This window comes from Mesorhizobium sp. C399B, assembly GCF_030323185.1.
Taxonomy (GTDB): Bacteria; Pseudomonadota; Alphaproteobacteria; order Rhizobiales; family Rhizobiaceae; genus Mesorhizobium.
In genome coordinates, this window is the sequence record NZ_CP100472.1 from 6,048,691 (window position 1) to 6,073,472 (window position 24,782).

Annotated in this window: 19 protein-coding genes; 12 read left to right on the forward strand and 7 right to left on the reverse strand. The window is 62.2% G+C overall.

Annotated elements, in window-relative coordinates:
- Positions 1–166 precede the first annotated feature (166 nt).
- The 4 genes from NLY36_RS28905 to NLY36_RS28920 form a co-directional block, all read right to left on the reverse strand.
- Positions 167–703 (reverse strand): dihydrofolate reductase family protein, encoded by a 537-nt coding sequence (locus NLY36_RS28905; RefSeq protein ID WP_023697685.1) that lies wholly within the window; start codon positions 701–703, stop codon positions 167–169.
- A gap of 113 nt (positions 704–816) precedes the next feature.
- The gene (locus tag NLY36_RS28910; RefSeq protein WP_023736381.1) at positions 817–1,485 is read right to left on the reverse strand and encodes a 4'-phosphopantetheinyl transferase family protein; all 669 of its coding nucleotides are present in this window, start codon (positions 1,483–1,485) and stop codon (positions 817–819) included.
- The gene (locus NLY36_RS28915) at positions 1,482–1,940 is read right to left on the reverse strand and encodes a GNAT family N-acetyltransferase (protein ID WP_023736382.1); all 459 of its coding nucleotides are present in this window, start codon (positions 1,938–1,940) and stop codon (positions 1,482–1,484) included. The genes NLY36_RS28910 and NLY36_RS28915 overlap by 4 nt, the downstream gene beginning before the upstream one ends.
- A complete protein-coding gene (locus tag NLY36_RS28920; protein ID WP_023736383.1) occupies positions 1,940–6,025 on the reverse strand; it encodes a Pls/PosA family non-ribosomal peptide synthetase in 4,086 nt (1,361 codons plus the stop codon). Before NLY36_RS28920 ends, NLY36_RS28915 begins: the two co-directional genes overlap by 1 nt.
- Positions 6,026–6,585: 560 nt before the next feature.
- Between NLY36_RS28920 and NLY36_RS28925 the strand changes: the two genes are divergently transcribed.
- The 8 genes from NLY36_RS28925 to NLY36_RS28960 all read left to right on the forward strand — a co-directional run bounded on the left by NLY36_RS28925 (position 6,586) and on the right by NLY36_RS28960 (position 17,946).
- Positions 6,586–8,112 (forward strand): hypothetical protein, encoded by a 1,527-nt coding sequence (locus NLY36_RS28925; protein ID WP_023736384.1) that lies wholly within the window; start codon positions 6,586–6,588, stop codon positions 8,110–8,112.
- Between the two features lie 9 nt (positions 8,113–8,121).
- Positions 8,122–9,201 (forward strand): caspase family protein, encoded by a 1,080-nt coding sequence (locus tag NLY36_RS28930; protein WP_081727432.1) that lies wholly within the window; start codon positions 8,122–8,124, stop codon positions 9,199–9,201.
- The gene (locus NLY36_RS28935; protein ID WP_023736387.1) at positions 9,188–11,062 is read left to right on the forward strand and encodes a pYEATS domain-containing protein; all 1,875 of its coding nucleotides are present in this window, start codon (positions 9,188–9,190) and stop codon (positions 11,060–11,062) included. The genes NLY36_RS28930 and NLY36_RS28935 overlap by 14 nt, the downstream gene beginning before the upstream one ends.
- Before the next feature lie 410 nt (positions 11,063–11,472).
- The gene (locus NLY36_RS28940) at positions 11,473–12,531 is read left to right on the forward strand and encodes a LacI family DNA-binding transcriptional regulator (RefSeq protein ID WP_023736388.1); all 1,059 of its coding nucleotides are present in this window, start codon (positions 11,473–11,475) and stop codon (positions 12,529–12,531) included.
- Positions 12,532–12,594: 63 nt separating this feature from the next.
- Entirely contained in the window at positions 12,595–13,833 is a 1,239-nt protein-coding gene (locus NLY36_RS28945; RefSeq protein WP_023712774.1) for an ABC transporter substrate-binding protein, read from the forward strand.
- Positions 13,834–14,162: 329 nt separating this feature from the next.
- Entirely contained in the window at positions 14,163–15,083 is a 921-nt protein-coding gene (locus NLY36_RS28950) for a carbohydrate ABC transporter permease (RefSeq protein ID WP_023682952.1), read from the forward strand.
- Complete coding sequence (locus tag NLY36_RS28955; RefSeq protein ID WP_023682951.1) at positions 15,083–15,940, forward strand: carbohydrate ABC transporter permease; 858 nt, start codon at positions 15,083–15,085, stop codon at positions 15,938–15,940. Before NLY36_RS28950 ends, NLY36_RS28955 begins: the two co-directional genes overlap by 1 nt.
- Before the next feature lie 38 nt (positions 15,941–15,978).
- Entirely contained in the window at positions 15,979–17,946 is a 1,968-nt protein-coding gene (locus NLY36_RS28960; RefSeq protein ID WP_023736389.1) for a glycoside hydrolase family 127 protein, read from the forward strand.
- A 1-nt stretch (position 17,947) separates the two neighbouring features.
- Here NLY36_RS28960 and NLY36_RS28965 read toward each other — a convergent pair whose 3' ends face one another.
- The 3 genes from NLY36_RS28965 to efp all read right to left on the reverse strand — a co-directional run bounded on the left by NLY36_RS28965 (position 17,948) and on the right by efp (position 20,949).
- Positions 17,948–18,748: an endonuclease/exonuclease/phosphatase family protein gene (locus NLY36_RS28965; protein ID WP_023671569.1), complete on the reverse strand. Its 801-nt coding sequence runs from the start codon at positions 18,746–18,748 to the stop codon at positions 17,948–17,950.
- A gap of 81 nt (positions 18,749–18,829) precedes the next feature.
- Complete coding sequence (locus NLY36_RS28970; protein ID WP_023712778.1) at positions 18,830–20,290, reverse strand: phospholipase D-like domain-containing protein; 1,461 nt, start codon at positions 20,288–20,290, stop codon at positions 18,830–18,832.
- Positions 20,291–20,379: 89 nt separating this feature from the next.
- Positions 20,380–20,949, reverse strand: a complete 570-nt coding sequence (gene efp / locus NLY36_RS28975) for an elongation factor P (RefSeq protein WP_023682947.1) — start codon at positions 20,947–20,949, stop codon at positions 20,380–20,382.
- Positions 20,950–21,078: 129 nt separating this feature from the next.
- On the opposite strand from efp, the gene epmA reads away from it, so the two are divergent.
- The 4 genes from epmA (at position 21,079) to NLY36_RS28995 (ending at position 24,778) form a co-directional block, all read left to right on the forward strand.
- Positions 21,079–22,125, forward strand: coding sequence for an EF-P lysine aminoacylase EpmA (gene epmA, locus NLY36_RS28980; protein ID WP_023712779.1), 1,047 nt, complete (start codon positions 21,079–21,081; stop codon positions 22,123–22,125).
- A 202-nt stretch (positions 22,126–22,327) separates the two neighbouring features.
- Positions 22,328–23,671, forward strand: coding sequence for a TldD/PmbA family protein (locus tag NLY36_RS28985; RefSeq protein WP_023712780.1), 1,344 nt, complete (start codon positions 22,328–22,330; stop codon positions 23,669–23,671).
- A complete protein-coding gene (locus NLY36_RS28990) occupies positions 23,658–24,464 on the forward strand; it encodes a 3'(2'),5'-bisphosphate nucleotidase CysQ (RefSeq protein WP_023712781.1) in 807 nt (268 codons plus the stop codon). The genes NLY36_RS28985 and NLY36_RS28990 overlap by 14 nt, the downstream gene beginning before the upstream one ends.
- Positions 24,465–24,532: 68 nt before the next feature.
- Positions 24,533–24,778 carry a DUF4170 domain-containing protein gene (locus tag NLY36_RS28995; protein ID WP_023682943.1) on the forward strand — a complete coding sequence of 82 codons (246 nt, stop codon included), beginning with the start codon at positions 24,533–24,535 and terminating at the stop codon, positions 24,776–24,778.
- The last annotated feature ends 4 nt before the right edge of the window (positions 24,779–24,782 follow it).

Sequence of the window (24,782 nt, forward strand, 5' to 3'; positions counted from 1 at the left end):
CTGCCGATCTCCCCCCTCGAGGGGGAGATGGCCGGCGGACCAGAGGGGGTCGTCTCGCGTGAAGCTCGACCTCCTACGGTCGATAGGAGGTTGCGTCAGGACGGACCGACCGCCTCTGTCGCCTTCGGCGACATCTCCCCTCAAGGGGAGATTACCCACCAGCGTCTCACACCCTCCCAGCCGCATATTCCAGCGCCACCACGCCATTGCTGAACTGTACGGTCGAGATCGGCTCCAACGCCACCGGCATATCGGGCGGGAACAGCTTCTTGCCCTCCCCGACGGAGCCAGGGTAGCTCAGCAGCCTGACGCGATCGACCAGACCATGGCGCAGCAATTCCCGCGCGACGCTCAGGCTGCCATGCACATAGATGTTGCCGCCGCTGCCTTGCTTCAGCGCCCGAACCGCTTCCGGCAACACACCCTTCAGCAACTCGGCCGGTTTCCAGTCGAGTGCCTTCGGGCTTGTCGACGCGACATATTTCGGCAGCGCATTGAACCGGTCGGCGAAGTCTCCGGTTTCCTTGGGCCAAGAGCCGGCAAAAATCTCGTAGGTCGTGCGCCCCAGAAGCATGGCCCCGCTGTCGGCAAGCTCGTCCTCCTTGAACCTTTGCATCTCATCGTTCCAGGTCACGCTGGGCAGCTTCTCGACCTCGGCGATGCCATCGATGCTGATGAACTCGGTGATAATAAGGTTTCTCATGGCGCTCTCCTTCTTCTGTCAAAGGACGAACCGTGTGAGCCTTTTGCGACCGCTCTGCGAAAAAAAAGCGCTTTGTTGAGCAGGCGTTGCTGTCGGGCGCTGGCCCATCGCGCTTAAAGGGGGGCGCTTCGGACACCATCGACAAACGCCAGAACGACCACACACGGAGCAACGCAGTAAACCAGTCTCGCTCTGCGGCCCGTCTTCGTCACAGCGTCGCTTGCGTCGAGATCGACGGTGATGTCCTCATAGCCCAGCACTTCGCCATCAAGCGGGTAGGCGGCCTTGTAGACAGCTTCCTTGGCGGCAAAAAGGATGCGACCGGCAAGATACAAGTCGGTTGCGTCGATCCGGTCAGCGGGGGCTGCAACCAGCGCGAAGATGTCGTCGGGCAGGGGCAAAGCGGGCTCGATATCGATGCCGAGCGAGGCGACGTGGGAGAGCGGCGCGACGGCCGCCACGGCTATCTCGTCGTCGTGAGCCAGCGACCCCGTTACTCCATGAGGCCATACCGGTGCGCCGGAGGAGCCGCGGAGGATAGCGACGTCGTTCAAGCCCATATCCGCCAGCAGCTCGTGCGCGATCCACCGCGCCGCGCCACTCGCCCGCCGCATCAGCGGCAGGCGTGACGGGATGGAGCGTGCTTCCTGCGGCAGCAAATGGTTCTCATCGCCTTCGCGGATCGTGCGGCATCCGATCCGAACGCCGGCCGGTGCCATGGCGGCCATCGCCGCCAGCAACTGCGCCGACAGGCTGGCACCGGCATCGAGCCGGCGCGTCATGGCTGTTCGCCCCGCAGAGCGAGGTCGGCGATCATTTCCCCGTCCTCGTCGGGCCCTTCTTCGACGAAACCGGCAGCGCGATAGAGGCGGCGTGCCGCTTCATTCCCAGGTTCGTAGCAGATCGAAACGTGGCTGATGTGGCCGAGCCGCATGATTTCATCCAGCACTTCGCGCAAAGCGGCCTTGCCGTAGCCTTGGCCCTGATGGACGCGATCGATCATGAAGCGGTAGATCCGCGCCTCGTCGTCGTCCTGCGGCGCCTCGTACATCAGGAAACCGACGATGCGATCCCCTGCCATGACGACGCGCGGCCGAGCGTCCCCGTCGGTTTCGGCTTCGTCCAGCGACTCCGCATTGCTGGCGACGAAATCCATCTGATCCGCAGCCAGTTCCAGAGCCGCGACCAGGGCCCGGTTGGCCCCGGTCACCGAAACGAGGCGGATGTCTGCGCTCATCAAGCCGTTGCCTTGACGCTTTCCTCCGGCACCGGCGTGACGAAGCGATGCAGCTTGGCCGGGTTGCCCCGCCAGATCGAGTTGGGCTCCAGCTCTTCGCCCTTCATCACGAAGGAGTCCGCATCGACCATCGAGCCTTTGCCCATCACCACGCCGTAGTGGACAAAGGCGGAAGGCCCGAGCGTGCAGCCATCGCAGATGCGGATGAAATCGGACTTGAACGCGCCTTCTTCCAGCGAATGGGCCTGGATCACGCAGCCCTCGTTGAGCGTGACGTCGTCGCCGATCTCGACCAGCGAACGCTCGGTCAAATTGCTGCCGCCGTCATAGACCCGGCTGCCGACCTTGACGCCGAGCAGGCGCAGGATCATCGGCCGGAACGGCGTGCCGGCGAACAGGCGCACGATGGGCGAATCCGCCAGCTTCCAGTGGCGTTCGTGGCGCCAGAAGGCGACGTCGTAGATCGTCGTCATCTGCGGCTTCAGCCGGCCAAAGCCAAGGCTTGCCCGCTCGACCAGAATGTAGAACGGAATGGTGATCGCCGAGGTCAAAAGCACGGCGGCGAACAGGGCGACCTCCGCCCATTCCGTATAGTAGTTCAGCGCCCGGTCCCAGATCGCCAGCGTGACGAACAGCATGACCCATTGCGTTGCCAGGAACAGAAGAATGGTCACCAGGTTGTGGCGGTTCTTGTGCGGGATGCGCCGGCGCCGGTCGGCCTCGTCGACGCCGGCTATAAGCTCCTTGTCGCGGTTCACCATGCGCGGGATTTCAAAGGCAGGCGAACCGAGAAGGCCGACATTCTGGCGCACCGGCCCGTCGATGGGGATCATCACCTTGGTGCCGAGCAGCACGTTGTCGCCGGTGCGGCCGTCCGGCGGATAGTAGATGTTGTTGCCGAGATAGTTGCGTTCTCCGATGCGCGTCGGCTCGAGCCTGAAGGCCGAGGCGGACTTGTGCATGTTGATCATGAACAGCCCGTCCGAGACCATGGTCTCGGTGCCGATCTCGCACAGAAGCGGGTTTTCGTGCTGCTGGTTGGAGCCGAAATTGGAGCCGGTCTGCACCACTCTGTTTAGGTTCCAGCCGATGGCGCGCATGTAGTGCACGATGGCCGAGCTGTCGCCGGCCAGGAGCCCGAGCACGCGGGAATTGCTGGCGAATTCGGCGACGGTCTGCAGCCAGTAGCGGAAACCGTAAAGCGTGTAGGTGCGGCCCGGCTTCAAGATGAGGCTGGTCAGGCGCGGCACCAGCGTCGCTGCCAGGAAAGCCGCCGCGATATAGCCGAAAAGCGTGACCGTGGTGCCGATTGCGACAAGGCCGATCGTCTCCTGATAGTCGTCGCCGACATATTCCCAGTAGCTGTGGAACAGGAGCGGCAGCGGGGTGACGAGGCCAAACAGGCCGATCAGCTGCAGCGCTTCATAGAGGAAGCGCCGGACCTGGTAAGGATTGACATTGCGCACCTTGCAATAGTCCGCCGTGGTCGGCACCGCCGGCGATCCATGCCAGTGCTCGCCGTCGGGAATGCTTTGCCCGCGATGCAGCGAGGACGAATGGCCGAGCTGGGCGCCGTTGCCGATCCTGGTGTCGATGTCGAGCGTGGAGCCGACGCCGACGAAGGCATCGCGGCCGATGGTCAGCGGCCCGGTGTGGATATAACCGGACTGGGCCCTGAAGCCGAGGATCATCGATTCCTTGCGCAGGATGGTGTTGGCGCCGATGGAAATAAGATCCGTGCAGACGGGCACGGATTTCGATTCGATGACGGCGTTTTTCCCGAGCTTGGTGCCGAGCAGCTGCAGATAGAGGCTGTAGAGCGGGCTGCCGCGGAACAGCACGACGGGCGCGGTGCGGATCAATGTCTTGACCACCCAGAAGCGGAAGTAGCGCACGCCCCAGATCGGAAACGCCTCGGCCTTCCACCGGCCGATGAGCACCCATTTCGCAAGGACGGCAAAGCCCGACATGCCGAAGAACACGGCGGCCGAGAGCGCCACGCACCGGATATAGAGCTGCAGCGGATCGTCGAGCGCGTCATACATCCAGTTGAGGCCGTCATTGATCGCCCAGAGCGCCACGTAGCTGTAGAGGCCGTAGAACGAAAGCTGCGCCGCGCCGCAGGTCCAGTAGGCGAAGTTCGAGGCCCGGCGGGTGAGGACCGGCTCGTTGGTTGCCGTCGTCATCTCCTCCGCTACCCCCAGATGCAGCGCCAGGCGCGCCACCGTGGGATAGAGATAGATGTCGCGCATCGACGTCGTCGCCCATTCCTTCCTAGTGCGCACGCGCGCGCAGAAATGCGCCATCAGCAAGGAGTTGGCGCCGAGATCGTCGAAGAAGTGATCCTCGACCGACACCGCGTCGAATTTCAGCACCGTGGCCAGCGCTTCCGCCAGGAATCGCTCGTCCTCATTGCCGGGCGGCACCATCGTGCGATCGGCCGAAAGCCGGACGCTCGTCGGCTTCGGCAGTTGGCGCAGGTCTACCTTGTTGGAGACGGTCATCGGGATGGCAGGCAGTTCCTCCAGATAGGCGGGCACCATGTAGTCGGGCAGCCGCCGCTTCATCGTCTGGGCGAGATCCCCTCGGGAAATCGCCGCTACGCCGGTTTTGAGCGCGTAATAGGCAACCAGTTCGACGCGACCGGGTTCGATCTCCCAGGTGGTGACGGCGGCCTGGGCGATCTCGGGCTGGTCGAGCAGCACCGCCTCGATCTCGCCGAGCTCGATGCGATAGCCGCGAATCTTCACCTGCGTGTCGATGCGCCCGGCATACTCGATCTCGCCTTTATCGTTGATCCGGCCAAGATCGCCGGTGCGGTAGATGCGCTGCGACGGGTTGTTCGGCAGGCCGACGAAATCGGCGATGAATTTCTGGTCGATGAGCTCCGGCCGGTTGAGATAGCCGACGGCGAGCCCGATGCCGGCAATGCCGATCTCGCCCAGTGCGCCAGGCTCGGCAAGCTGCGGCAGCGAAGCGTCCAGAATGACGATCGAGTAGGTTGGCAGCGGCGCGCCGATGGTCACCGGACGGTCCGGCGTCAGCGCTCCCATCGTCGCGGTGACGGTCGCCTCGGTCGGCCCGTAGGTGTTGAGGATCTGCCGGCCCGGCTTCGACCAGCGCACCACCAGATTGTGCGGGCAGGCCTCGCCGCCCACCAAAAGCGTGCGTAGGTTGGGAACGTCCGATGTCATCGATGACAACAATGTGGGGCTGCAGGCCATGCAGGTGATGTCATGGAGGCGCAGGAAATCCGCCAGTTCCTCGCCCACCAGCGGCATCTGGCCAGGTGCCGGCACCACCGTCGCGCCGGCGACGAACGGCACCCAGATCTCTTCGGAGGAAAAGTCGAAGGCAATGGTCATGCCCTGATACACCCGGTCGCCCGGCCGGTAGCCGTAGGAGGCGGCGGCGACGTGTATGAAGTTGACGAAACTCTGGTGCGTGATGACCACGCCCTTGGGCTTGCCGGTGGTGCCCGAGGTATAGAGGATGTAGCAGATGTCGTCGGTCGCCTGCTGCTTCAGCGGCGCGGGCGACTGTGCTGAGATTTCGGCGGCGGCGCTGTCGATCAGCACATGGGGAACGGGCAGTTGACCGGCGCGCGACGCATAGGCGGCGATGGTGATGATCATGCTGACGGCGGCGTCTTCGATGATCAGCGCCATCCGCTCCTGCGGAAACGCGGTGGCCAGCGGCACGAAGGCAGCCCCCGCCTTCATCACCGCCAGCAAGGCGACATAGGTCTCCGCCGACCGGTCGAGAATGAGCCCGACCCGGTGGCCCGGCCGCACGCCGTGCTTGATCAGCATGCGGGCGAACTGGTTGGCGCGGCTGTTCAGCTCATGATAGGTCCAGACACGCCCGTCGGAGATCGCCGCCGGCAGTGCGGCAAACGTTACGGCGAGCTGCTCGAACACCGTATCGAGCCGCTCACCCGGCTGCCGGGCAAAGTCGGCGCCCGTCAGGATCTGGCCATGTGCGGCGCCCCTTGTCGGAGCGATCGTTGCCAGCGCGCTTGCCAGGCCGCCGACCGGCGTTGCCGCGTCGCTGTCCAGTCCGGCGATATCGTAGTCCATTTCCATACTTTCTCGTCCTGCCGGGCATCGCCCGGCTGTTCATGCCGCCGCTGGAGCAGGCACTACGCCGCCGCTGCGATTTGACCGTTGTTTGTGGAGGACCGACGCTGCCAAAAAGGAAGAACCCGGAATCCCGACTGGGAAGCTTATGCCACCCGATCTTTTCGCCGGTTTTTCCGAACTGTTGAATTTTGTTTCTGGAGTGTGTCTGGGGGGCGGATCTCCCCTGCTGGCCCTTGCGGGGGAGCGGCTGCGCGCCTTACCAGCTCTTTGGTGTCGAAATACCGCGTGCTCGATTTGATGAAGATATCAAGGACGAACTGAGGGCGAAGGGCGGCAAGCGGAAGTGGGTAGCCGAATCAACTGGACCGGCCGCCTGTGGCCCCAGAGCAGACTCACATAGCTGAAGGCGCACAGAACCGCTTTGCGCCTCGTAGAGGGCGGCCGCATCAACGTCCTTGAGCGCCACCCCCCGCCGCTCCGCCAGCTTCTCTCAACTTTCCAACAAACATGGTGCGAAACTTGGAATTCTGTGCATATTGCTAACTCGTTGCATGGGGGGAGAAATGGCGACGACTATACTCCGTACATCTGATGGAAAGCTTGATTCCCAAGACTTGGAGTCGCTTGCCAATCTTGAGAAGCGCCTGGAACACGGATCCCGTAAATTACTCCTCTATTTACATGGAGGACTCGTCGATCAGAAAAGCGCCGAGGAAATGGCGACGCGCCTTTCCGCAGCCGGAGGCTTAAACCCTCCCGATGATTGGGAGCAAGTCTATGTCATCTGGAGAACTGGGGTCGCAGAGACACTGCGTGCCAACTGGCTCGACCTTTTCGAGAACGACCGGCTGTACCGCGCGCTCTTTAAAAAGCTGATGCCCTACATATCGGAGAAGCTTGGCGGACTAACCCCGGTAGGACGCGGCGGCGCCATCGTCAACCCGATGACCGACGACGAGGTGGAGGCTGCGCTCCAATCCCGATCGGATCATCCTTTCGCAGATTTGGAGGAAAAGCCTAGCGTTCCAGGTATCGCATCAAGCCGGGCCGCTGCGCTTGGTAACGTCTCCGATGATGACGTGGAAATGGAACTAGGAAAACGAATCGAACTTGATCCTGATTTGCAGAAGGTCTGTGCCAATATCGACACGTACATTGCTCGGAAAACCCTGGACGTCTCCAGAGGAAATCACGTCGCGGATGCGGTCCAAGGGGAGAAAACGTTCAGCAAAGTCAACACCGAAATCCAAAGTGAGTGGGAAGACCGTGATCAGGTGACCGGAAGGCCGCGAGCCCTCCTTATCGGTGGCAGTTTAATCAGCGTTGCCAAACACGGTGTTAGGATCGCCATTAGGGTTATCTCCCGAATGAGGAAGGGACGGGATCACGGTGTTCATGCCACCATAGCCGAGGAGATGGTTCGCGAATTCTACGGTGACCTGATTGGCTCCATCGTCTGGGGAATGATGGTGAAGGACGCCCGCGATCATTTTAATCCTGGCTCCGTGGGTCCTCGCTTGATAAGCGCCCTGTCCGGCGTCAAAGATCTCCAGCTGCTTGTCGTCGGGCATAGTGCCGGGTCAATTTGGGCGACGGAATTCCTTTCAGCTCGCAATGCGCCTGGTGTTCCTCCAGCGGACTTGGTGTTGCTTGCCCCCGCGATTCGGATCAAGAGGTTCGCCGACTTTCTGTCGAGCGCGCCCGATGCCATTCGCAATTTCCGGATGTTCATCATGTCGGATAAACTTGAGAGAGCCGACGTGCTACTCGGCAAAGGATATGGGTTCCTGTATCCCTCGTCGCTTCTCTATCTAGTTTCAGGGCTTTTCGAAAGCGAAGGCGAAGACGGTGCGTTCGATGCCGCACTTTTGGGCATGGACAGGTTTGTTGGCCAAGAGCCCCCGAAGTTATCCGATCAAAAAGAGATCGCTGCCCTGGAGAAAGTGCGGGCATTCCTCAATGCGGAGCCAAACCGCGTAATCCTGTCCGAATCCAACGCCGGCGCGGGACTAAATTGCTTGTCTCATGCACACGGGGCTTTTGATGACGATCCTAAAACACTTGCTAGCGTGGCCACCTATTTGGGATAGGACAGTCTGATGGCAGCATGGGCTCTTGTGATTGGGATAAATGAATATCCAGAAGATGCCAAACTCACCAAGTTATATGGGGCGGTTGCTGATGCCGCCGACTTTGCAGATTGGGCACTCGATCCGGCAGGAGGCAATATTGCTCCTCAAAATATGTTCTTCTGGACCTATCCGGCTCCGGAGAATCCAGGACCGAATCTAGTAACGTTTATGAACAATCCGACGCTATGGCCGACGGTTGGGCCGGACTTCAGTAAGGCGCCTGGATACATAGAGATTATTCGTTCCATTCCAGCCATCACTGAAGAAGCAGTAAAGTCAGGAGCTCAAAGACTATACGTATTCTTTGCGGGCCATGGCGGGCAGACCAGACTGGAGTTTGCAACAGAGGAACCACAAAACTGTTTTATGGCAGGCGATTTCTCTGCAAACAGCATGTTAGCGCTGGGGTTGATAGGCTGCGACGACCTCCGACGATATCTTCAGCTTGTCGGCCCTCCCGAGTTGGTCCTGTTCTTCGATTGTTGCCGGAACCCATTGCCACTGAAGGTAGGAAAGCCACCTGCTCCTTATGATAGGGTGAACAATTCTCAACGGTTTGCCAGACTCGGAATTGGACGAGCAGCGCAGGACGAGCAAGTAGCCTATGAGGTTCCAAGTGCCGATCCAACCCGAGGCGCATTTTCGAAACTATTGATTGGTGGCCTCAGAGAGCATCGTGTGAACGGCCGATTGACCCTGAAAGACCTGGAAGAATTCGTGACGGTCGGTATTGCCGACTTGGTGAAACCGCCATTGGAGCAGTTTCCGGATTTTCTGGAGCGGCCGCGACCGCCGGCAATGGTGCTGGTCCAAGGACCTCCGTTGACGGGCTCCCTTACCTTGAATGTCACGTTCATCACCGTGCCAATCGGCACCGAATTTCAGGTGAGGAACGAAATCACCGAACTCGTTGCAACCGAGTTGGTTACGGACGGAGCGCATCATTTCGATCTGCCCATCGGCAGCTACTCCATTGAGCTCGCTGACGGCACGTTGTTAAAGGCATTCAACCATATTGGACCGGGAGCTACTGATGTCGACGTCTGATGGACATAGCTCGGAAGGAATTCTTAAAGTCATCGCGCCTAAGGGTGTAGCAATCTCAATAACTCATGGACCATTCAACGAAGTTGCCCAAGGCTTCAACTCCATTGATCGCCCGTTCCCCGAAGGTATCTATACGGTGCGCTACAATTCAGCGGGAAGGCTTACTGAACAGGTCGTTCGCGTATCGCGAAGAAACCCACTGTCAGTCGTCTACGACGGTACAGCCGACCGCGCGGAGGCGGAACAGGTCAGCAATGCCATCGAGCACGCTTTGGAACGCGGAGCCAACCTGGTGATCGCCATTGCGGGCGCTTCGAACTCGGCTCCATCTGTGAGCTTTCGCAAGGATTTCAAGCTAAGACCGAGTACCCAAGAAATCGGAAAAGACCTAAGAATAGGGGATCCCATCGTTTTGGGCTCCTACCTTTGCCTATTTGTCAGCGCTCAGCAAGGAGCATACAAGCTCAGTTATAAAACTGTCGATCGTATCTCAGTCGAACAGACTATATATCTGAATGCTGCCCGCACAACAGTAGCCATGATGAAAGCAATTCGTGCATCTCGTCCAGAAAAAACAAGGAACGAGTTCCAGTTCAGGTCTAGAGATGGAATCGATCCGGCGTCAACTCGAATATTTTCCGTCGGCATAGAAGAAAACGTGCACGCTGTCGAATTGTCAATCCGTCTTGCCGTAACTTTGCTGTCATGCTTGGCTAAAGGTAGTAATACGATTGAACCCGAACTTCTTAGGTTAATATCAGAAGGTCGAGACCCTTATTTCTTCCTGTACGCCACGGCGGCATTGCTCGGCCCCGTTGTGTTGCAGCCGAATGATAGGAGCTCAGAACGCTTTACCTTGGCCGAAGACGTCGTCTCCAAAGTCGAGAGTCTTCTTGAAGTGCTGAAAGACTTTGAATTTTCCGCCGATGTTGACTGCGTCAGATGGCGGTTAGCTTTGGGAGAAAGCGGGCTCGGGCACACGAATCCGTTCAGTGACCTTTCGTTTCCGCCCATGCTTGAACGATGCTGGCGGTGGGCAACGGCTTGGAGCGCAACCCATATCTCTGAAGTCAATCTGTCGAGAGAGCTTTTAGCCGCTTCTCAAGCGAACGTGGGGTCGTTGCCTTGGTTGGTTTGGCGCCGCAAAGGCAATGCGGAGGGCCAGTCTCAAATAATGCCGATCATCGACAGCATTGAAAGCATCGTTCAGACCTTTGCCAACAATTTACGAACCTATAGCAATGGGCTGAGGTCTGAGACACCTTCCGTTGACAGAACGCCTAAGTCATACGAACTCCCCAATATCGATCTTTCGCGGTTCTCTGCCCCAACCCTGCAACTGGCCGCCAGCGCGCTTAGGCTCGGAGTTGAACAATCTGGTGCAAAGGAGCTCTTGCAGGAGTTGGCTGTTGCCCTGAAATCTCCAGTGTCGCTGATCGCTCAGCAAATGCAAACTGCCAACAACGAGGTTTTGGAATCGAGATCGTTCAGTGAAAATGCAACCTATGTGCTGTTGTCGTCAGATCCACTGAAGGGCAAATTTGGAGGGAGTCCCTCTGACAACGGCTATACTCTTTCCCTTCGATCGTGGGAAAGTTCGAACAATCCTGAGTTTCTTGCGCTATATATAGCGATCACTCGTGGTGCAAATTATGTCTTGCCCGATGGGATCGTGCGTTTCTACCTTCACCCGACCTTCAATCCTAGCGTTGAACCAGCCCGGTGGCTCAGACGTGAAGCGAAGATAACGCTATACGCAATGGGCGGATTCACGCTCGGGGCCCAAACTGAAGATGGCACCAGAGTTGAGTTGGACCTCGCACTCGATGACAGACTTCCCCAATGGTTTCGGGATAGATAGACCGGAAGAATATGGCTTATCGCTCTGCAGCGCGCCTTGGTCCTCGGCGTGGGTGCAGGATTGTGTTTTATTGCTGTTAAAACCGCGCCGCCAGTTGTGACGTCTGACAATCCGAACGTCAGCTTTGGCCCAACCATGCCAAAGCTGACGGTCCGCTTTCGGCCCAAACGGCGACATCAGAATATCTGCTCATGGCAACCGCTTTCTGGCGCAAATCGGTCATGTCGAACAACCTCGTCGATCGCGTCGCCCACTCACCCAACCCCCTTGCCATTCCCAAATTCTCATCCTAATCTCCCTTTGAGAAAACCTTTTCCCAAACCCCGCAACATCCGCCGATCCCCCACCGCGACACACCGCAGCCTTGTAAGAGAAAACCTTTTCCCAAATCGAGGACCGACACCCGCACCATGGCATCCGACACCTCGCCAACACCCGCCAAGCAACCCGTCACCCTCCGTCAGGTCGCGGCGATGGCTGGCGTCAGCGTGGCGACGGCGTCAAAAGCGCTGAACGGGCAGGGGCGGATGACCGCCGAGACGCGGCAGCGCATTCGCGAGACGGCGCAGCGGCTCGGCTTTCGCCCCAACAGCCTGGCGCAGAGCCTGCTGCGGCGGCGCTCCTTCACCGTCGGCCTGTTGACCAACGATACCTATGGCCGCTTTTCACTGCCGGTCATGTCGGGCATTTCGGACGCGCTGGTCGATGCCGGTGTCTCGGTGTTCATGTGCAATGTCGAGGACGACCCGCGGCTGGCGCAGCTGCATGTCGAGGCGATGCTGGACAAGCGCATCGACGGCATCATCGCCAGCGGCAAGCGCATCGACCGCCATTTGCCGGTCGACCTCGCCAATCTCGGCGTGCCCGTGATCTACGCCTTCAGCCAGCCCGATCCCGGCGCCGTCGCCTTCGTCTCCGACGATGCCGGCGGAGCGCGGCTGGCGGTCGAGCATTTTTGCCGCCTCGGGCGGCGCCGCATCGCCCATGTCAGCGGTCCCGCCAGTTTTGCCGTGGTGAATGAGCGGGCACAGGCTTTTCGCGATGTGCTGGCCGAGCACGGCCTGCCGGTGACAGAGCCCTTGCTCGGCTCGTGGTCGGAAGCCTGGGGGCACGACGCCGTCGGAAAGCTGTTCGACGGCCCAACGCTCTTCAACAAGAAGGGAGAGAAACCCGATGCGGTGTTCTGCGGCAACGACCAGATCGCGCGCGGCGTCATCGATGCGCTGCGCGAGCGCGGCTTAGGCGTGCCTGATGATGTCGGCGTCATCGGCTTCGACAATTGGGAGATCGTGGCCGAGGCGACCCGCCCGCCGCTGTCCTCGGTCGACATGAACCTGGCAGCGCTCGGCCGCGAGGCCGGCCTCACACTGCTTTCGCTCGTCGGCGGCCAACCCGCCGCGCCGGGCATTCGAAAACTGCCGTGCCGGCTGGTGGTGCGTCAGTCATGCGGCCGTCCATTGGGCGGCTAGGAGAACGCGCGGCGCGATCTGCGGCGCAACAGGGAGGAGAACAGAACCATGAGGAGGAAAACCATGAAGACCATGATTACCGGGTTCGCGCTCGCCGCGAGCATCATTGCCTTGCCTGCAATGGCCGCCGACACCGCCAACATTTGGGTTCGCGCCGACGGCTCGAACTTCATGCCGCGCATCGTCGACGCCTTCAACAAGGGCCATGAGAACCAGGTCAAGCTGGACATCATTCCCAATGCCGAGATCATCCCGAAATATGGCGCCGCCGCCGCCGGCGGTACGGCGCCCGACGCGCTGTCGCTCGACCTGATCTATACGCCGTCCTTTGCCGCCGCCGGCCAGCTCGAGGACATCACCGACTGGGCGAAATCGCTGCCCTATTTCGCCAGCCTGTCGCCGGCGCATGTCAAGACCGGCACCTACAAGGACCACATTTACGGGCTGCCGTTCTCGGCCGACGCCTCGGTGCTGATCTGGAACAAGAAATTGTTCAAGCAGGCGGGGCTCGATCCCGACAAGGGGCCGGCCAACTGGGCCGAGATCGAGGCCGATGCCGAAAAGGTCAACGCGCTCGGCGGCGACATCAAGGGCTTTTATTTCTCCGGCAATTGCGGCGGCTGCAACATCTTCACCTTCACGCCGCTGGTGTGGGCCTCGGGCGGCGATATCCTCTCCGAGGACGGGTCGAAGGCGACGCTGGACAGCCCGCAGCTGCGCGGCGCCATCGACCTCTACCGCTCGATGGTCAAGAAGGATCTGGTGCCGGCCGGCGCGCAGACCGACACCGGCGCCAACTTCTTTGCCGCCTTCGCCACCGGCAATATAGGCATTTCGCCGTCCGGCGCCTTCGCCATCGGCGCGCTCAACACGCAGTATCCGGATATCGACTATGGCGTCACCTTCCTGCCGGGCAAGGACAGCGGCTGGTCTTCGTTTGCCGGCGGCGACAATTTCGTCGTGACCAAGGGCACCAAGAAGCTCGCCGTGGTGAAGGAGTTTCTCGACTTCGCCTATTCGCTAGAAGGCCAGACCATCCTGGCCAAATACGGCAGCCTGCCGGTGCGCGGCGACATCGCCAAGGAGGCGCTGAAAGATCTCGATCCGCGCTACCAGATCGCCGCCGAAGCCATGGCCAAGGGCCGCACGCCCTATTCCGTGGTGTTCAACGACCTGATCAACTCGGCCAACGGTCCGTGGACGCAGATGATCAACGAAGTCGTCTTCGGCGACGACGTCGATGGCGCCATCGCCAATGCACAAGAGACCATGCAGTCGATCATCGACCAGGCGCAGAAATAAGGACTGGCCGGCGGCGAGGGCGCATGACGCCCCTGCCGTCGCAGGTCCTGATCCGGCCGCCCGATCCGTCTCCCTGGACGGGCGGCCGGCGCTCCTTACCCTCCCACTTGTGGGGAGGGTCGCTGCGCAGCAGCGGGGTGGGGGAGGTGTGTCCCACCGCCCTACGAGATCCAACGGAAGAGCAGCATGACCCCTGGCATTCTCAATCATGGCACCGACGCCCTACCTCTCCCTTGCGGCGAGGTCGGACCGCAGGTTCGGGTGGGGGGCCGGCGCCGCACCCCCACCCCGCTGCTGCGCAGCGACCCTCCCCACAAGGGGGAGGGTAAATGACCATCACCACCACCACCCCGCCACGCGCCAGAAAACTGGTCGGCGCCGGCCGCCGGCAGTGGATCGGCCTGCTCTATGTCGCGCCGGCCGTGGCGCTGGTCGTCGTGTTCTTCATCATTCCGCTCGGCATGACGGCCTGGATGTCGCTGCACAACTGGCCGCTGATGGGCGAGCATTTTTACATCGGCTTCGACAATTACCGGGCGATCCTGCGCGACAACCGTTTCTGGAACGCGCTGAGCTTCACCGCCTACTACACCGTGATCGTCACCATCGTGATCTTCGCCGTCGCATTTCCGCTGGCGCTGTTCATCGAAAAGCCCAGGCGGCTGACCGGCTTTTACCGGACATCCTTCTTCATGCCGGCGGTCGTCGGCTTCGCCTCGGCCAGCCTGCTGTGGTCGTGGCTGCTCAATGTCGATTCCGGCCTGTTCAGCCCGGCCGCCTACGATTTCGGCCTGACGGCGAAAAAGTTCAACCTCCTGGCGACGTTCCAGCCGGCCTTCTGGTCGATCATCGCCATGGTCGTCTGGAAGGTGGCGGGCTTCACCATGATCATCCTGATGACCGGCCTGCAGTCGATCCCGACCGATCTGCAGGAAGCCGCGATGATCGACGGGGCAGGGCCGTTCGCGCGCTTTCGCGCCATCACCCTGCCGCTGATGCGCCGCACGCTGGCGCTGGCGCTGATCCTGTCGATCGCCGGCTCGATCCTCGCCTTCGACCAGTTCTACATCATCCTGCGCGGCGGCCCGCGCAACCAGACGCTGACCGCCGTCTACTGGATTTTCAACCAGTCCTTCGTCTCGTTCAAGCTCGGCTATGGTGCGGCGCTGTCGATGATCCTGCTGGCCATACTGGTGGCGCTCAGCCTGGTTCAGCTGTGGCTGCTGCGCAAGCCGGAGGGCATCGACTGATGGCGCAGGCAAGAAGCCGCAGCAGCCGCCTCTGGCTCAGGATCGCCGAGCATTCGACCGGCATGATCGCCTCAGTGCTGTTCATCGCGCCGATCGTCTGGGCCGTGCTGTCGACCTTCAAGCCGGCCCAGGAGGCGCGCCAGCCGCCGCTGCCGCCGTGGCCGACGACAGGCTTTTCGGTCGAGAACTACCGCACGCTCGACACCTTTGGCGACGGCCTCTGGCTGCCGGCGCAAAACAGCCTCTATGTCGCCTCGATGACGGTGATCCTGTCGGTCGTCGTCAGCGTGCTGGCCGGCTACGGCTTTTCGCGCTTCCGGTTTCCCATGAAGGATGTGCTCTTCATCGTGATCCTGTCGACGATCATGATCCCCTTCCAGTCGATCCTGACGCCGATCTTCCTGGTGCTGACCAAGGTCGGCCTGCACAACACGCTGACCGGGCTGGTCCTGGTCTACACCACGCTGCAATTGCCGTTCTCGATCTTCATGATGCGCAACGCCTTCGACGCGGTGCCGCGCGAGATCGAGGAAGCCGCGCGCATGGACGGCGCCAACAACGTCACCATGCTGCTGAAGGTGATGCTGCCGCTGGTCTGGCCGGGCATCGTCACCATCGCGCTGTTCGCCTTCCTCGGCGCCTGGAACGAATTCCTGGCCGCACTGGTGCTGATGACCGACCAGTCCAAATTCACGCTGCCGATCATGATGACCGCGCTGCAGTCGGGCCGCTTCGGCGCCATCGACTGGGGCGCCGTGCAGGCGGGCGTCACCGTGATGATGGTGCCGTGCCTGGTGCTCTTCCTCTTGCTGCAGCGCTTCTACATCCGCGGCCTGATGGCCGGCGCGGTGAAATGACCCGCCGTGAAATGACCAATATCCAACGGAGTGACACGATGACCGCCAAACCATCCGCCAAGCCCGGCAAACTCGCCTTCCGCCCACTGCCGGTGCCGCAGGTCGATGTCCGCGGCTTCTGGGGCGACCGCGTCGATGCCGTGGCGTCGCGCACCGCCGACATCCTGTACGAGCGCTGCGTCGAGGCGCGCATGCTGGAGCAGATCGACCCGGACCGGCCCTCGCCGGGCGTCGTCATTCCGTTCCATTCGCCGTCGCCCGACGAGGCGGCCAGCCCCGGCTTCACCGGCTCGACGGTGACGACGCAGATGTTCTGGGACTCCGATTGGGGCAAGACCATCGAGACCGCGGCCTATTCGCTCTACCGGCGCAAGAACGCGGCACTCGAGAAGAAGATCGATGCCGTCATCGACCTCTACGGCAGACTGCAGCAGGAAGACGGTTATCTCTCCAGCTGGTACCAGCGTATCCAGCCCGGCAAGCGCTGGACCAATCTGCGCGATTGCCACGAGCTCTATTGCGCCGGCCATCTGATCGAAGGCGCGGTCGCCTACTACCAGGCCACCGGCAAGCGCAAGCTGCTGGATATCATGTGCCGCTATGTCGACCATATCGCCGACACCTTCGGTCCGGAGCCGGGCAAGAAGAAGGGCTATTGCGGCCATGAGGAGATCGAGCTGGCGCTGGTCAAGCTGGCGCGGGCGACCGGCGAGCAGAAATACATGGACCTGGCCAGGTATTTCATCGACCAGCGCGGGCAACAGCCGCATTATTTCGACGAGGAGGCGCGTGCGCGCGGCGCCGATCCGAAGGCCTATCATTTCAAGACTTATGAGTACAACCAGTCGCACAAGCCGGTGCGCGAGCAGGACAAGGTCGTCGGCCATGCGGTCAGGGCGATGTACCTCTATTCCGGCATGGCCGACATCGCCACCGAATATGGCGACGATACGCTCAGGGTGGCGCTCGACCGGCTCTGGAACGATCTCACCACCAAAAACCTCTATATCACCGGCGGCCTCGGGCCATCGGCGCACAACGAGGGCTTCACCAGCGACTACGACCTGCCGAACGAAACCGCCTATGCCGAGACCTGTGCCTCGGTCGGCCTGGTGTTCTGGGCCAGCCGCATGCTCGGCATGGGTCCCAACGCCCGCTACGCCGACATGATGGAGCGGGCACTCTACAACGGCTCGATCTCCGGCCTGTCGCTCGACGGCTCGCTGTTCTTCTACGAGAACCCGCTGGAGAGCCGGGGCAGGCACAATCGCTGGAAATGGCATCGCTGCCCCTGTTGCCCGCCCAATATCGGCCGCATGGTCGCGTCGATCGGCAGCTATTTCTACAGCCTGTCTGACGACGCGCTGGCCGTTCATCTTTACGGTGACAGCACCGCGCGCTTCGACATATCGAACCGGGCGGTCAGTCTGATTCAGACCAGCAATTATCCTTGGGATGGCGCGGTCTCGATCCGGATCGAAGCCGAAGCGCCGGTCGAGTTCACCTTGCACCTGCGCGTCCCCTCCTGGTGCGGCAAGGCGGCGCTCAAGGTCAACGGCGCCGCGGTCGATCTGGATGACATCACCAGCGACGGCTATGCCGCGATCCGGCGCGAGTGGCGCCAGGGCGACCGGGTCGAACTCGATCTCGAAATGTCGATCGCCCGTCTGTTCGCCAATCCGGAGGTGCGTCAGGACATCGGCCGCGTCGCACTTGCGCGCGGTCCGCTGATCTATTGCGTCGAGGAGACCGACAATCCCGGCCAGTTGCATCGGATCGCTCTGCCGCGAACGGCAACAATCGAGGCGCATGCCGAGCCGAACCTGCTCGGCGGCATCGTCACGCTTTCGGCACTTGCCAGCAAGGAAGCCCAGGAAAACTGGGAAACCGGGCTCTATCGCACCGATCCGCCGGCGGTGAGCGAAACGAAAATCACCGCCGTCCCGTACTTTGCCTGGGACAACCGTGAACCCGGTGAGATGCTGGTCTGGCTGCGGGACGGATGAGTTACAGGCTGACGAACGCCGTCAGCGGCAAATGATCCGACGCAACCCGCGACAGCGGCGTGTCATGGGCTTCCACCGACGAGACCATGCCGTGCCGGTTGGCCATGATCCGGTCGAGCGCCAGTACCGGCAGGCCTGAGGGGAAAGTCGGCACCGCCGCCGGCGTGAAACCAAAGGTGGCGTGCAGCGTCTTGAGCGCCGAGCGGTTGCCCAGCCGCCATTCGTTGAGGTCGCCGAGCAGCAAGGTCGGCCTTTCATCCTGGTTGCTCATGATGTCGAGCACGACGCGGGCCTGCTCCGAGCGCGAGCGGCGCAACAGGCCGAGATGCGCGGCGATGACGCGCAGAGTGCGCGTTTCGTCGAGGTCGATCTCGGCAACCAGCGCGCCGCGGGGCTCCAGTCCCGGAAGCTTGATCTGATGGACGTCGCGCACGGTGCCGCGCTTGAACAAAAGCACGTTGCCGCGCCAGCCATGGCCCTTGCCGCTTCCGGAAACCGGCACCGGCACAAGCCCGGTTTCGTGTTCGATCCGGGCAAGGTCGAGCAGCCCGGCGCGATCGCCGAAGCGGTTGTCGGCCTCCTGCAGCGCGATGACGTCGGGGCCGATCTCGCGGATGACGCGGGCGGTGCGTTCGGGGTCGAACCTGCGGTCGGTGCCGATGCATTTGTGGACGTTGTAGGAGGCGACCACCATCTGGGCGCCTTCAATGTGCTTGCGCGGCGTCGCGTTCGCCTTGCGCGCTTTCCTGCCGCGGATCGACAGGAGCACTGTTTCAGGAAGGCTGCGTCCGTTTATGTCCATAGGCCTGCTATTCGATGTCCTGATTCTTTGTTCTATGCATATCGTTCTCTCACAACCGGGACCACTTCGAGGCGGTATGCATTAGAGATAGGGCGATCCCAGCCATAACAACCGGTCAAAAACCCGGATGAGAAATGGCCGCGCTTTCAAGGTTGCGAGTGTGACGGGTTTGGCGGAAGCGATTGCCGCTCCGATGCGCCCTTCGATCTCGGCGGCAAAGCCGGTATCCAGCACCTCCAGGTCGATTTCGAAATTCAGCCGCAGCGACCGGGCGTCGAGGTTGGAAGAGCCGACATAGGCCCAGACGCCATCGACCGACAACAGCTTCGAATGGTCGAACGACCCCTCATGCCGCCAGACGCGGCAATAGTGCTTCAGCACCTGGTCGTACTGCGCCGTCATGGCGCGGCCGACCAGGAAGAGATTGTTGACCGCGGGCACGACGATGTCGATCTCGACGCCGCGCCGGGCCGCCGTGACCAGCGCGCTGACAAATTCCCGGTCCGGCAGGAAATAGGGCGACATGATGCGGATCGATTTGCGGGCGACGGAAAATGCCCCCATCAGCAATTTATGGTTGGTTTCGATGCTGGCGTCAGGCCCCGAGGCCACCGCCCGCACCAGGATCGGTTGACCGGGAGGCGGCGAGGGCTTTTCCACGTGCCAGACCTCGTCCTTGAGGGCCTCGTTGCCGGCAAAACGCCAGTCTTCGGCGGCAACCGCGAAAAGGTCGGCCACGACGGGCCCCGTGACCTGGAAATGCGTATCCGCCGAACTGGCGCTGCCGGCGAATTCGGCCGAAAATCCCTTGCGGATGTTCATGCCTCCCGTGAACGCCACCACACCGTCGACGATCAGGATTTTCCTGTGCGTCCTCAAATTCGCATAGGGAAGTCTCAGGCCCATGACGATGTTGCCGTTGAACAGATCGACGGTGACGCCGGCTTCCCGGAGTGTCCCAAGGATGCTGGGCACGGAATAGCGCACGCCGACCGCATCGATCAGCACGCGAACCGTCACACCGCGCCGGACCGCGCCGGCCAGCGATTCCACAAAACGTCGTCCGATCTCGTCATTGTCGAAGATGTAGGTCTCGAGCAGAATGCTGCGCTGTGCGCTGTCTATCGCCCGGCACATTGCTGCGTAAGCTTCGTCGCCGGTCCTGAGGATCGTGATCGCGTTTGCCGACGTCAGTGCGCGCCGCGCCACCCTGTCGCCTAGCGTCTTCAGGCCGGCAAAGCGCTGGCCGAATTCGGCTGAGATGAGTGTTTCGAGCGCAATGTCGTGGTCGTGTTTGGCTGTCTCGGCTTCACCGGCGACGGGCCGCATGGCGCTGATCGTGGCGCGGCGGATGCGGTTGATGCCGGCAATGGCATAGATGATCGCGCCAAGGAACGGCGACAAGATCATCACGCCGACCCAGCCGGTGGCGGCGCGCACGTCTTCCTTGGTCATGATTGCGTGGACGATGCCGATGGCGGCCATCAGCATCGGAATGATCACAAGGATCAGAGGCCAGTAGGTCACAAAGGTCTGCCACATCGGCAGGACTATCGAGCCAGCGGCCGCAGAAGGCAATGTGGGGGATTAGTACCGGGCAAGGGATTAACCAGGACGGAGGCGCTCGCGCCTCAGTCCTTCGCCCGCTCCACATAGGCCCCGTCAGCCGTCATCACCACCACGCGGGTACCCGGCGCGATGTGCGGCGGCACCAGCGTGCGCACGCCGTTGGAAAGCACGGCCGGCTTGTATGACGAGGACGCCGTCTGGCCTTTGGTCGTCGGCTCCGTCTCGACCACTTCGAAAGTAGCGCGCTGCGGCAGCACCAGGGCTATGGCGATGCCGTTGAACTGCGAAATCTGCACCGCCATGCCTTCGAGCAGGTAGGGCGCCATGTCGCCGACCACGCTTTCCGGCACCGCGACCTGGTCGTAGCTTTCCGGGTTCATGAAGTGATACCCCTCGGCGTCGGCGTAGAGGAAGGTGTGCTCGCGCTCCTCGACATAGGCGCGCTCGACCTGCTCGGTGGTGCGGTAGCGCTCCGAAACCTTCACCCCGTCGGAGATGCGGCGCATGTCGAGCTGGGTGACCGGCGTACCCTTGCCAGGGTGGATGTTTTCGGCAAAGAGGATCACGTAAAGCTTGCCGTCCTTGTCGACGACATTGCCTTTACGGAGCGAACTGGCGATGACCTTCACCACGGTTTTCAATCCTAGACTTCGTTGGCCTGAAACGATCGTTCGGCGCAAATCGGCTGCGAGAGCCGTCGCCGTAGCGCATCTTGGCCCGAACCGCCAGCCCTGTCAGCAATTCCGTTGCCCGGCAAACCCATGACTGGCGCTTCGCCCTGGTGGACGCCGGATGTTCACGCCGACCGCCGGCCGCGGCTGATGGCCCGCAACGCCATAGCTGCCGCAATGCGCGGCTGGTTTGGCGAGCGGGACTTCATCGAGGTCGAGACGGCGGCATTGCAGATTTCGCCCGGCAACGAGGCGCATCTCTCAGCCTTCGCCACCGAGGCGATCGGCGCCGACGGCGCGCGCCGGCCGCTTTATCTCCACACCTCGCCGGAGTTCGCCTGCAAGAAGCTGCTGGCCGCCGGTGAGCGGCGCATCTTCAGCCTGGGCGCCGTCTGGCGCAACCGCGAGCGCGGCCCCTTGCACCATCCCGAATTCACCATGCTGGAATGGTATCGGGTCGGCGAAACCTATGACAGCCTGATGGCCGATTGCGCCGAACTGCTGAAGCTGGCAGCCGAGCGGGCCGGCGCCAAAACCTTCCGCTTTCGCGGCCGCGAGGCCGATCCGTTCGCCGAGCCGGAACGCGTGAGCGTGGCGGAAGCTTTTGCGCGTTACGCCGGCATCGATCTTCTTGCCACCGTTTCTGCCGATGGCGGCACAGACCGCGCCGCACTCCATGATGCTCTGATCAAGGCCGGCCTGCGCACGGCCGGCGATGACAACTGGGCCGATTTGTTCAGCCGGGTAATGGTCGAGAAGGTCGAACCGGTGCTGGGGCAGGGGCGGGCCACCATCTTGTACGGCTATCCGATCTCGGAAGCGGCGCTCGCCCGGCCGAGCGCGGAGGACCAGCGCGTGGCCGAGCGCTTCGAGCTCTATTGCTGCGGCGTCGAGCTCGCCAATGCTTTTGGCGAACTGACCGATCCGGCCGAGCAGCGCCGGCGCTTTGCCGCCGAGATGGACGAGAAGGAGCGCGTCTATGGCGAGCGCTATCCGCTGGATGAGGATTTTCTCGCCGCCCTCGCCATCATGCCGCAAGCCAGCGGCTCGGCGCTCGGCTTCGACCGGCTGGTGATGCTGGCAACGGGCGCGACGAGGATCGATGACGTGATCTGGACGCCGGCCGCCACTCCTTGACGGAAATCGGCCTCGGTTAAACTCACAAACCGGTCAAGCCGCGCGTCTCTGGCGGCCGCCGCCGCGGATAGCTTTCGCGCTCCGCTCGGGCGCTATGCCGCAGCGGGACAATTGTCCGTGCGCCATTGCACAAGCCGCATTGGGACAATAGATGGTGCAACAGCCGCTACCGCCCGGCGCGGCTTCAGCCAGGACCACGCGCATGACCGATACATCAGAGGCAGCGAAATTGACCGACCGCGTCGCGGCACTGGTCGAGGCTGCCAAGCGGGCCGGCGCCGACGCCGCCGACGCGGTTGCCGTGCGCGGCCGTTCGATCGGCGTGTCGGTGCGGCTGGGAAAGGTCGAGAACACCGAAGCGTCCGAGGGCGACGATGTCTCGCTGCGCGTCTTCGTCGGCAACCGGGTGGCGAGCGTCTCGGCGACGGCGGCATCGGACCCCAAGGCGCTGGCTGAGCGCGCCGTGGCCATGGCCAAAGTCTCGCCCGAGGACCCCTATCAGGGTCTCGCCGATCCGGCTTTGCTGGTTGGCAAGGTGCGCGACCTCGATCTGTTCGACGCCACCGAGGTTTCGGCCGATCAGTTGAAGGAAGCGGCCCTTGCCGCCGAGGAAGCGGCCCTTGCAGTCAAGGGTGTCACCAATTCGGCCGGCAGCGGCGCCAGCGCAGGCCTCGGCGGGCTGGTGCTTGCCACGTCGGACGGCTTCGTCGGCCACTATGTCGCGTCGCGCTTTTCGCGTTCGGCCAGCGTGATTGCGGGTGAGGGCACCGGCATGGAGCGCGACTACGAATACTCCTCGAACCAGCATTTTTCCGATCTCGACGCGCCGGAGCTGATCGGCCGCAAGGCCGGCGAGCGCGCCGTGCGCCGCCTCGGCGCCCGCAAGGCGGCGACCGGTCCGGTCAACGTGGTGTTCGATCCGCGCGTCGCGCGCGGCATTGCCGGCCATCTCGCCGGCGCCATCAACGGCGCTTCGGTGGCGCGCAAGACCAGTTTTTTGCGCGAGATGATGGGCAAGCAGGTTGCGTCGGCTGCCATCACCGTCACCGACGAACCGCTGCGGCGTCGCGGTCAGGCCTCGCGCCCGTTCGACGGCGAAGGCGTCGAGGGCGAAAAGCTGTTGATGGTCGAGAACGGCGTGCTGAAGCACTGGTTCCTGTCGACGTCCGCCGCGCGGGAATTGGGGCTGACCACCAACGGACGCGGCGCGCGCAGCGGCTCGTCGGTATCGCCGTCTTCGACCAATCTCGCCATCGAGCCGGGCGACAGGACGCCGGAAGACCTGATCAGGTCGCTAAAATCCGGCTTTTATGTCACTGAAGTGTTCGGCCAGGGCGTCGACATGGTGACCGGCGAATACAGCCGTGGCGCATCCGGCTTCTGGATCGACAATGGTGAGCTTGCCTATCCGGTGGCCGAGGTGACCATCGCCTCGAATTTGAAGACGATGTTCCTCAACATGGTTCCGGCGAGCGATCTTGACCGCGATTTCGGCACTGCCGCACCGACGCTGCTGATCGAAGGAATGACCCTTGCCGGAGCGTGACCCGGTCATATCGGCCGGGGCCTCGGAAGACCTCGATCTGCTGCGCGACGCCGCCCGCGAGGCGGGCGCGATCGCCATGCGCTATTTCGGCAAAAACCCGCAAGTGTGGATGAAGGGCGGCACCTCGCCGGTCAGCGAAGCCGACCACGCGGCGGACGCCTATCTGCGCGATACCCTGCTGGCGGCCCGGCCGGACTATGGCTGGCTGTCGGAGGAAACGACTGACGATCCGGCGCGGCTTCTGGCGCGGCGCACCTTTGTCGTCGACCCCATAGACGGCACCCGCGGCTTCCTCGAAGGTCTGCGCTCGTGGTGCGTCAGCGTCGCGGTGGTCGAGAATGGCCGCACGCTCACCGGTGTGCTCGAATGTCCGGCCAAGGGCGAAACCTATTGGGCGCTGCCTGGCCATGGAGCTTTCCGCAACGGCAAGCCGATTGCCGTGCGCGGCCTGGGCAAGACGGTCGAGATCGGCGGGCTGAAGCAGTTGATCGACCTGATGCCGGCGCAATGGCAGGGCCGGGTGCGGCGGGCGGCGCACATTCCCTCTCTCGCCTACCGGCTGGCGATGGTCGCCAACGGCACGCTCGACGCAACCTTCGTCAAGCCCAACGCGCATGACTGGGATATCGCCGCCGCCGATCTCATCTTGCGCGAGGCTGGCGGCGCCGTGCTCGACGGCCATGGCCGCGCGCCGCTTTATGCCGGGGAGATCATCCGTCACGGCGCGCTGGTCGCCGGCAGCGGCCAGTTGCTGACCGTGCTTGCCGGCGTCATTGCCGATACGGAGGCGTGATCGAAGGTTCCAAAGTCGGCAGCTTTGGGCTAGACCTGTCGCAAACTCACAATATGTGAAGGACCGAAATGGCCGCGGAAGACGGAAAGAAACAGCTTTTGCACCTGGTGTTCGGCGGCGAGCTGAAGAAGCTGGGAGGCACCGAGTTCCGCGATCTCGACGCGCTCGACATCGTTGGCGTTTATCCGGACTATCAAACCGCGCACACCGCGTGGAAGGCAAAGGCGCAAGCCAGCGTGGACAATGCCCATATGCGCTATTTCGTCGTCCATCTGCACCGGCTGCTCGACCCTGAAAGCAAGGCCGCCGGTTGACAGC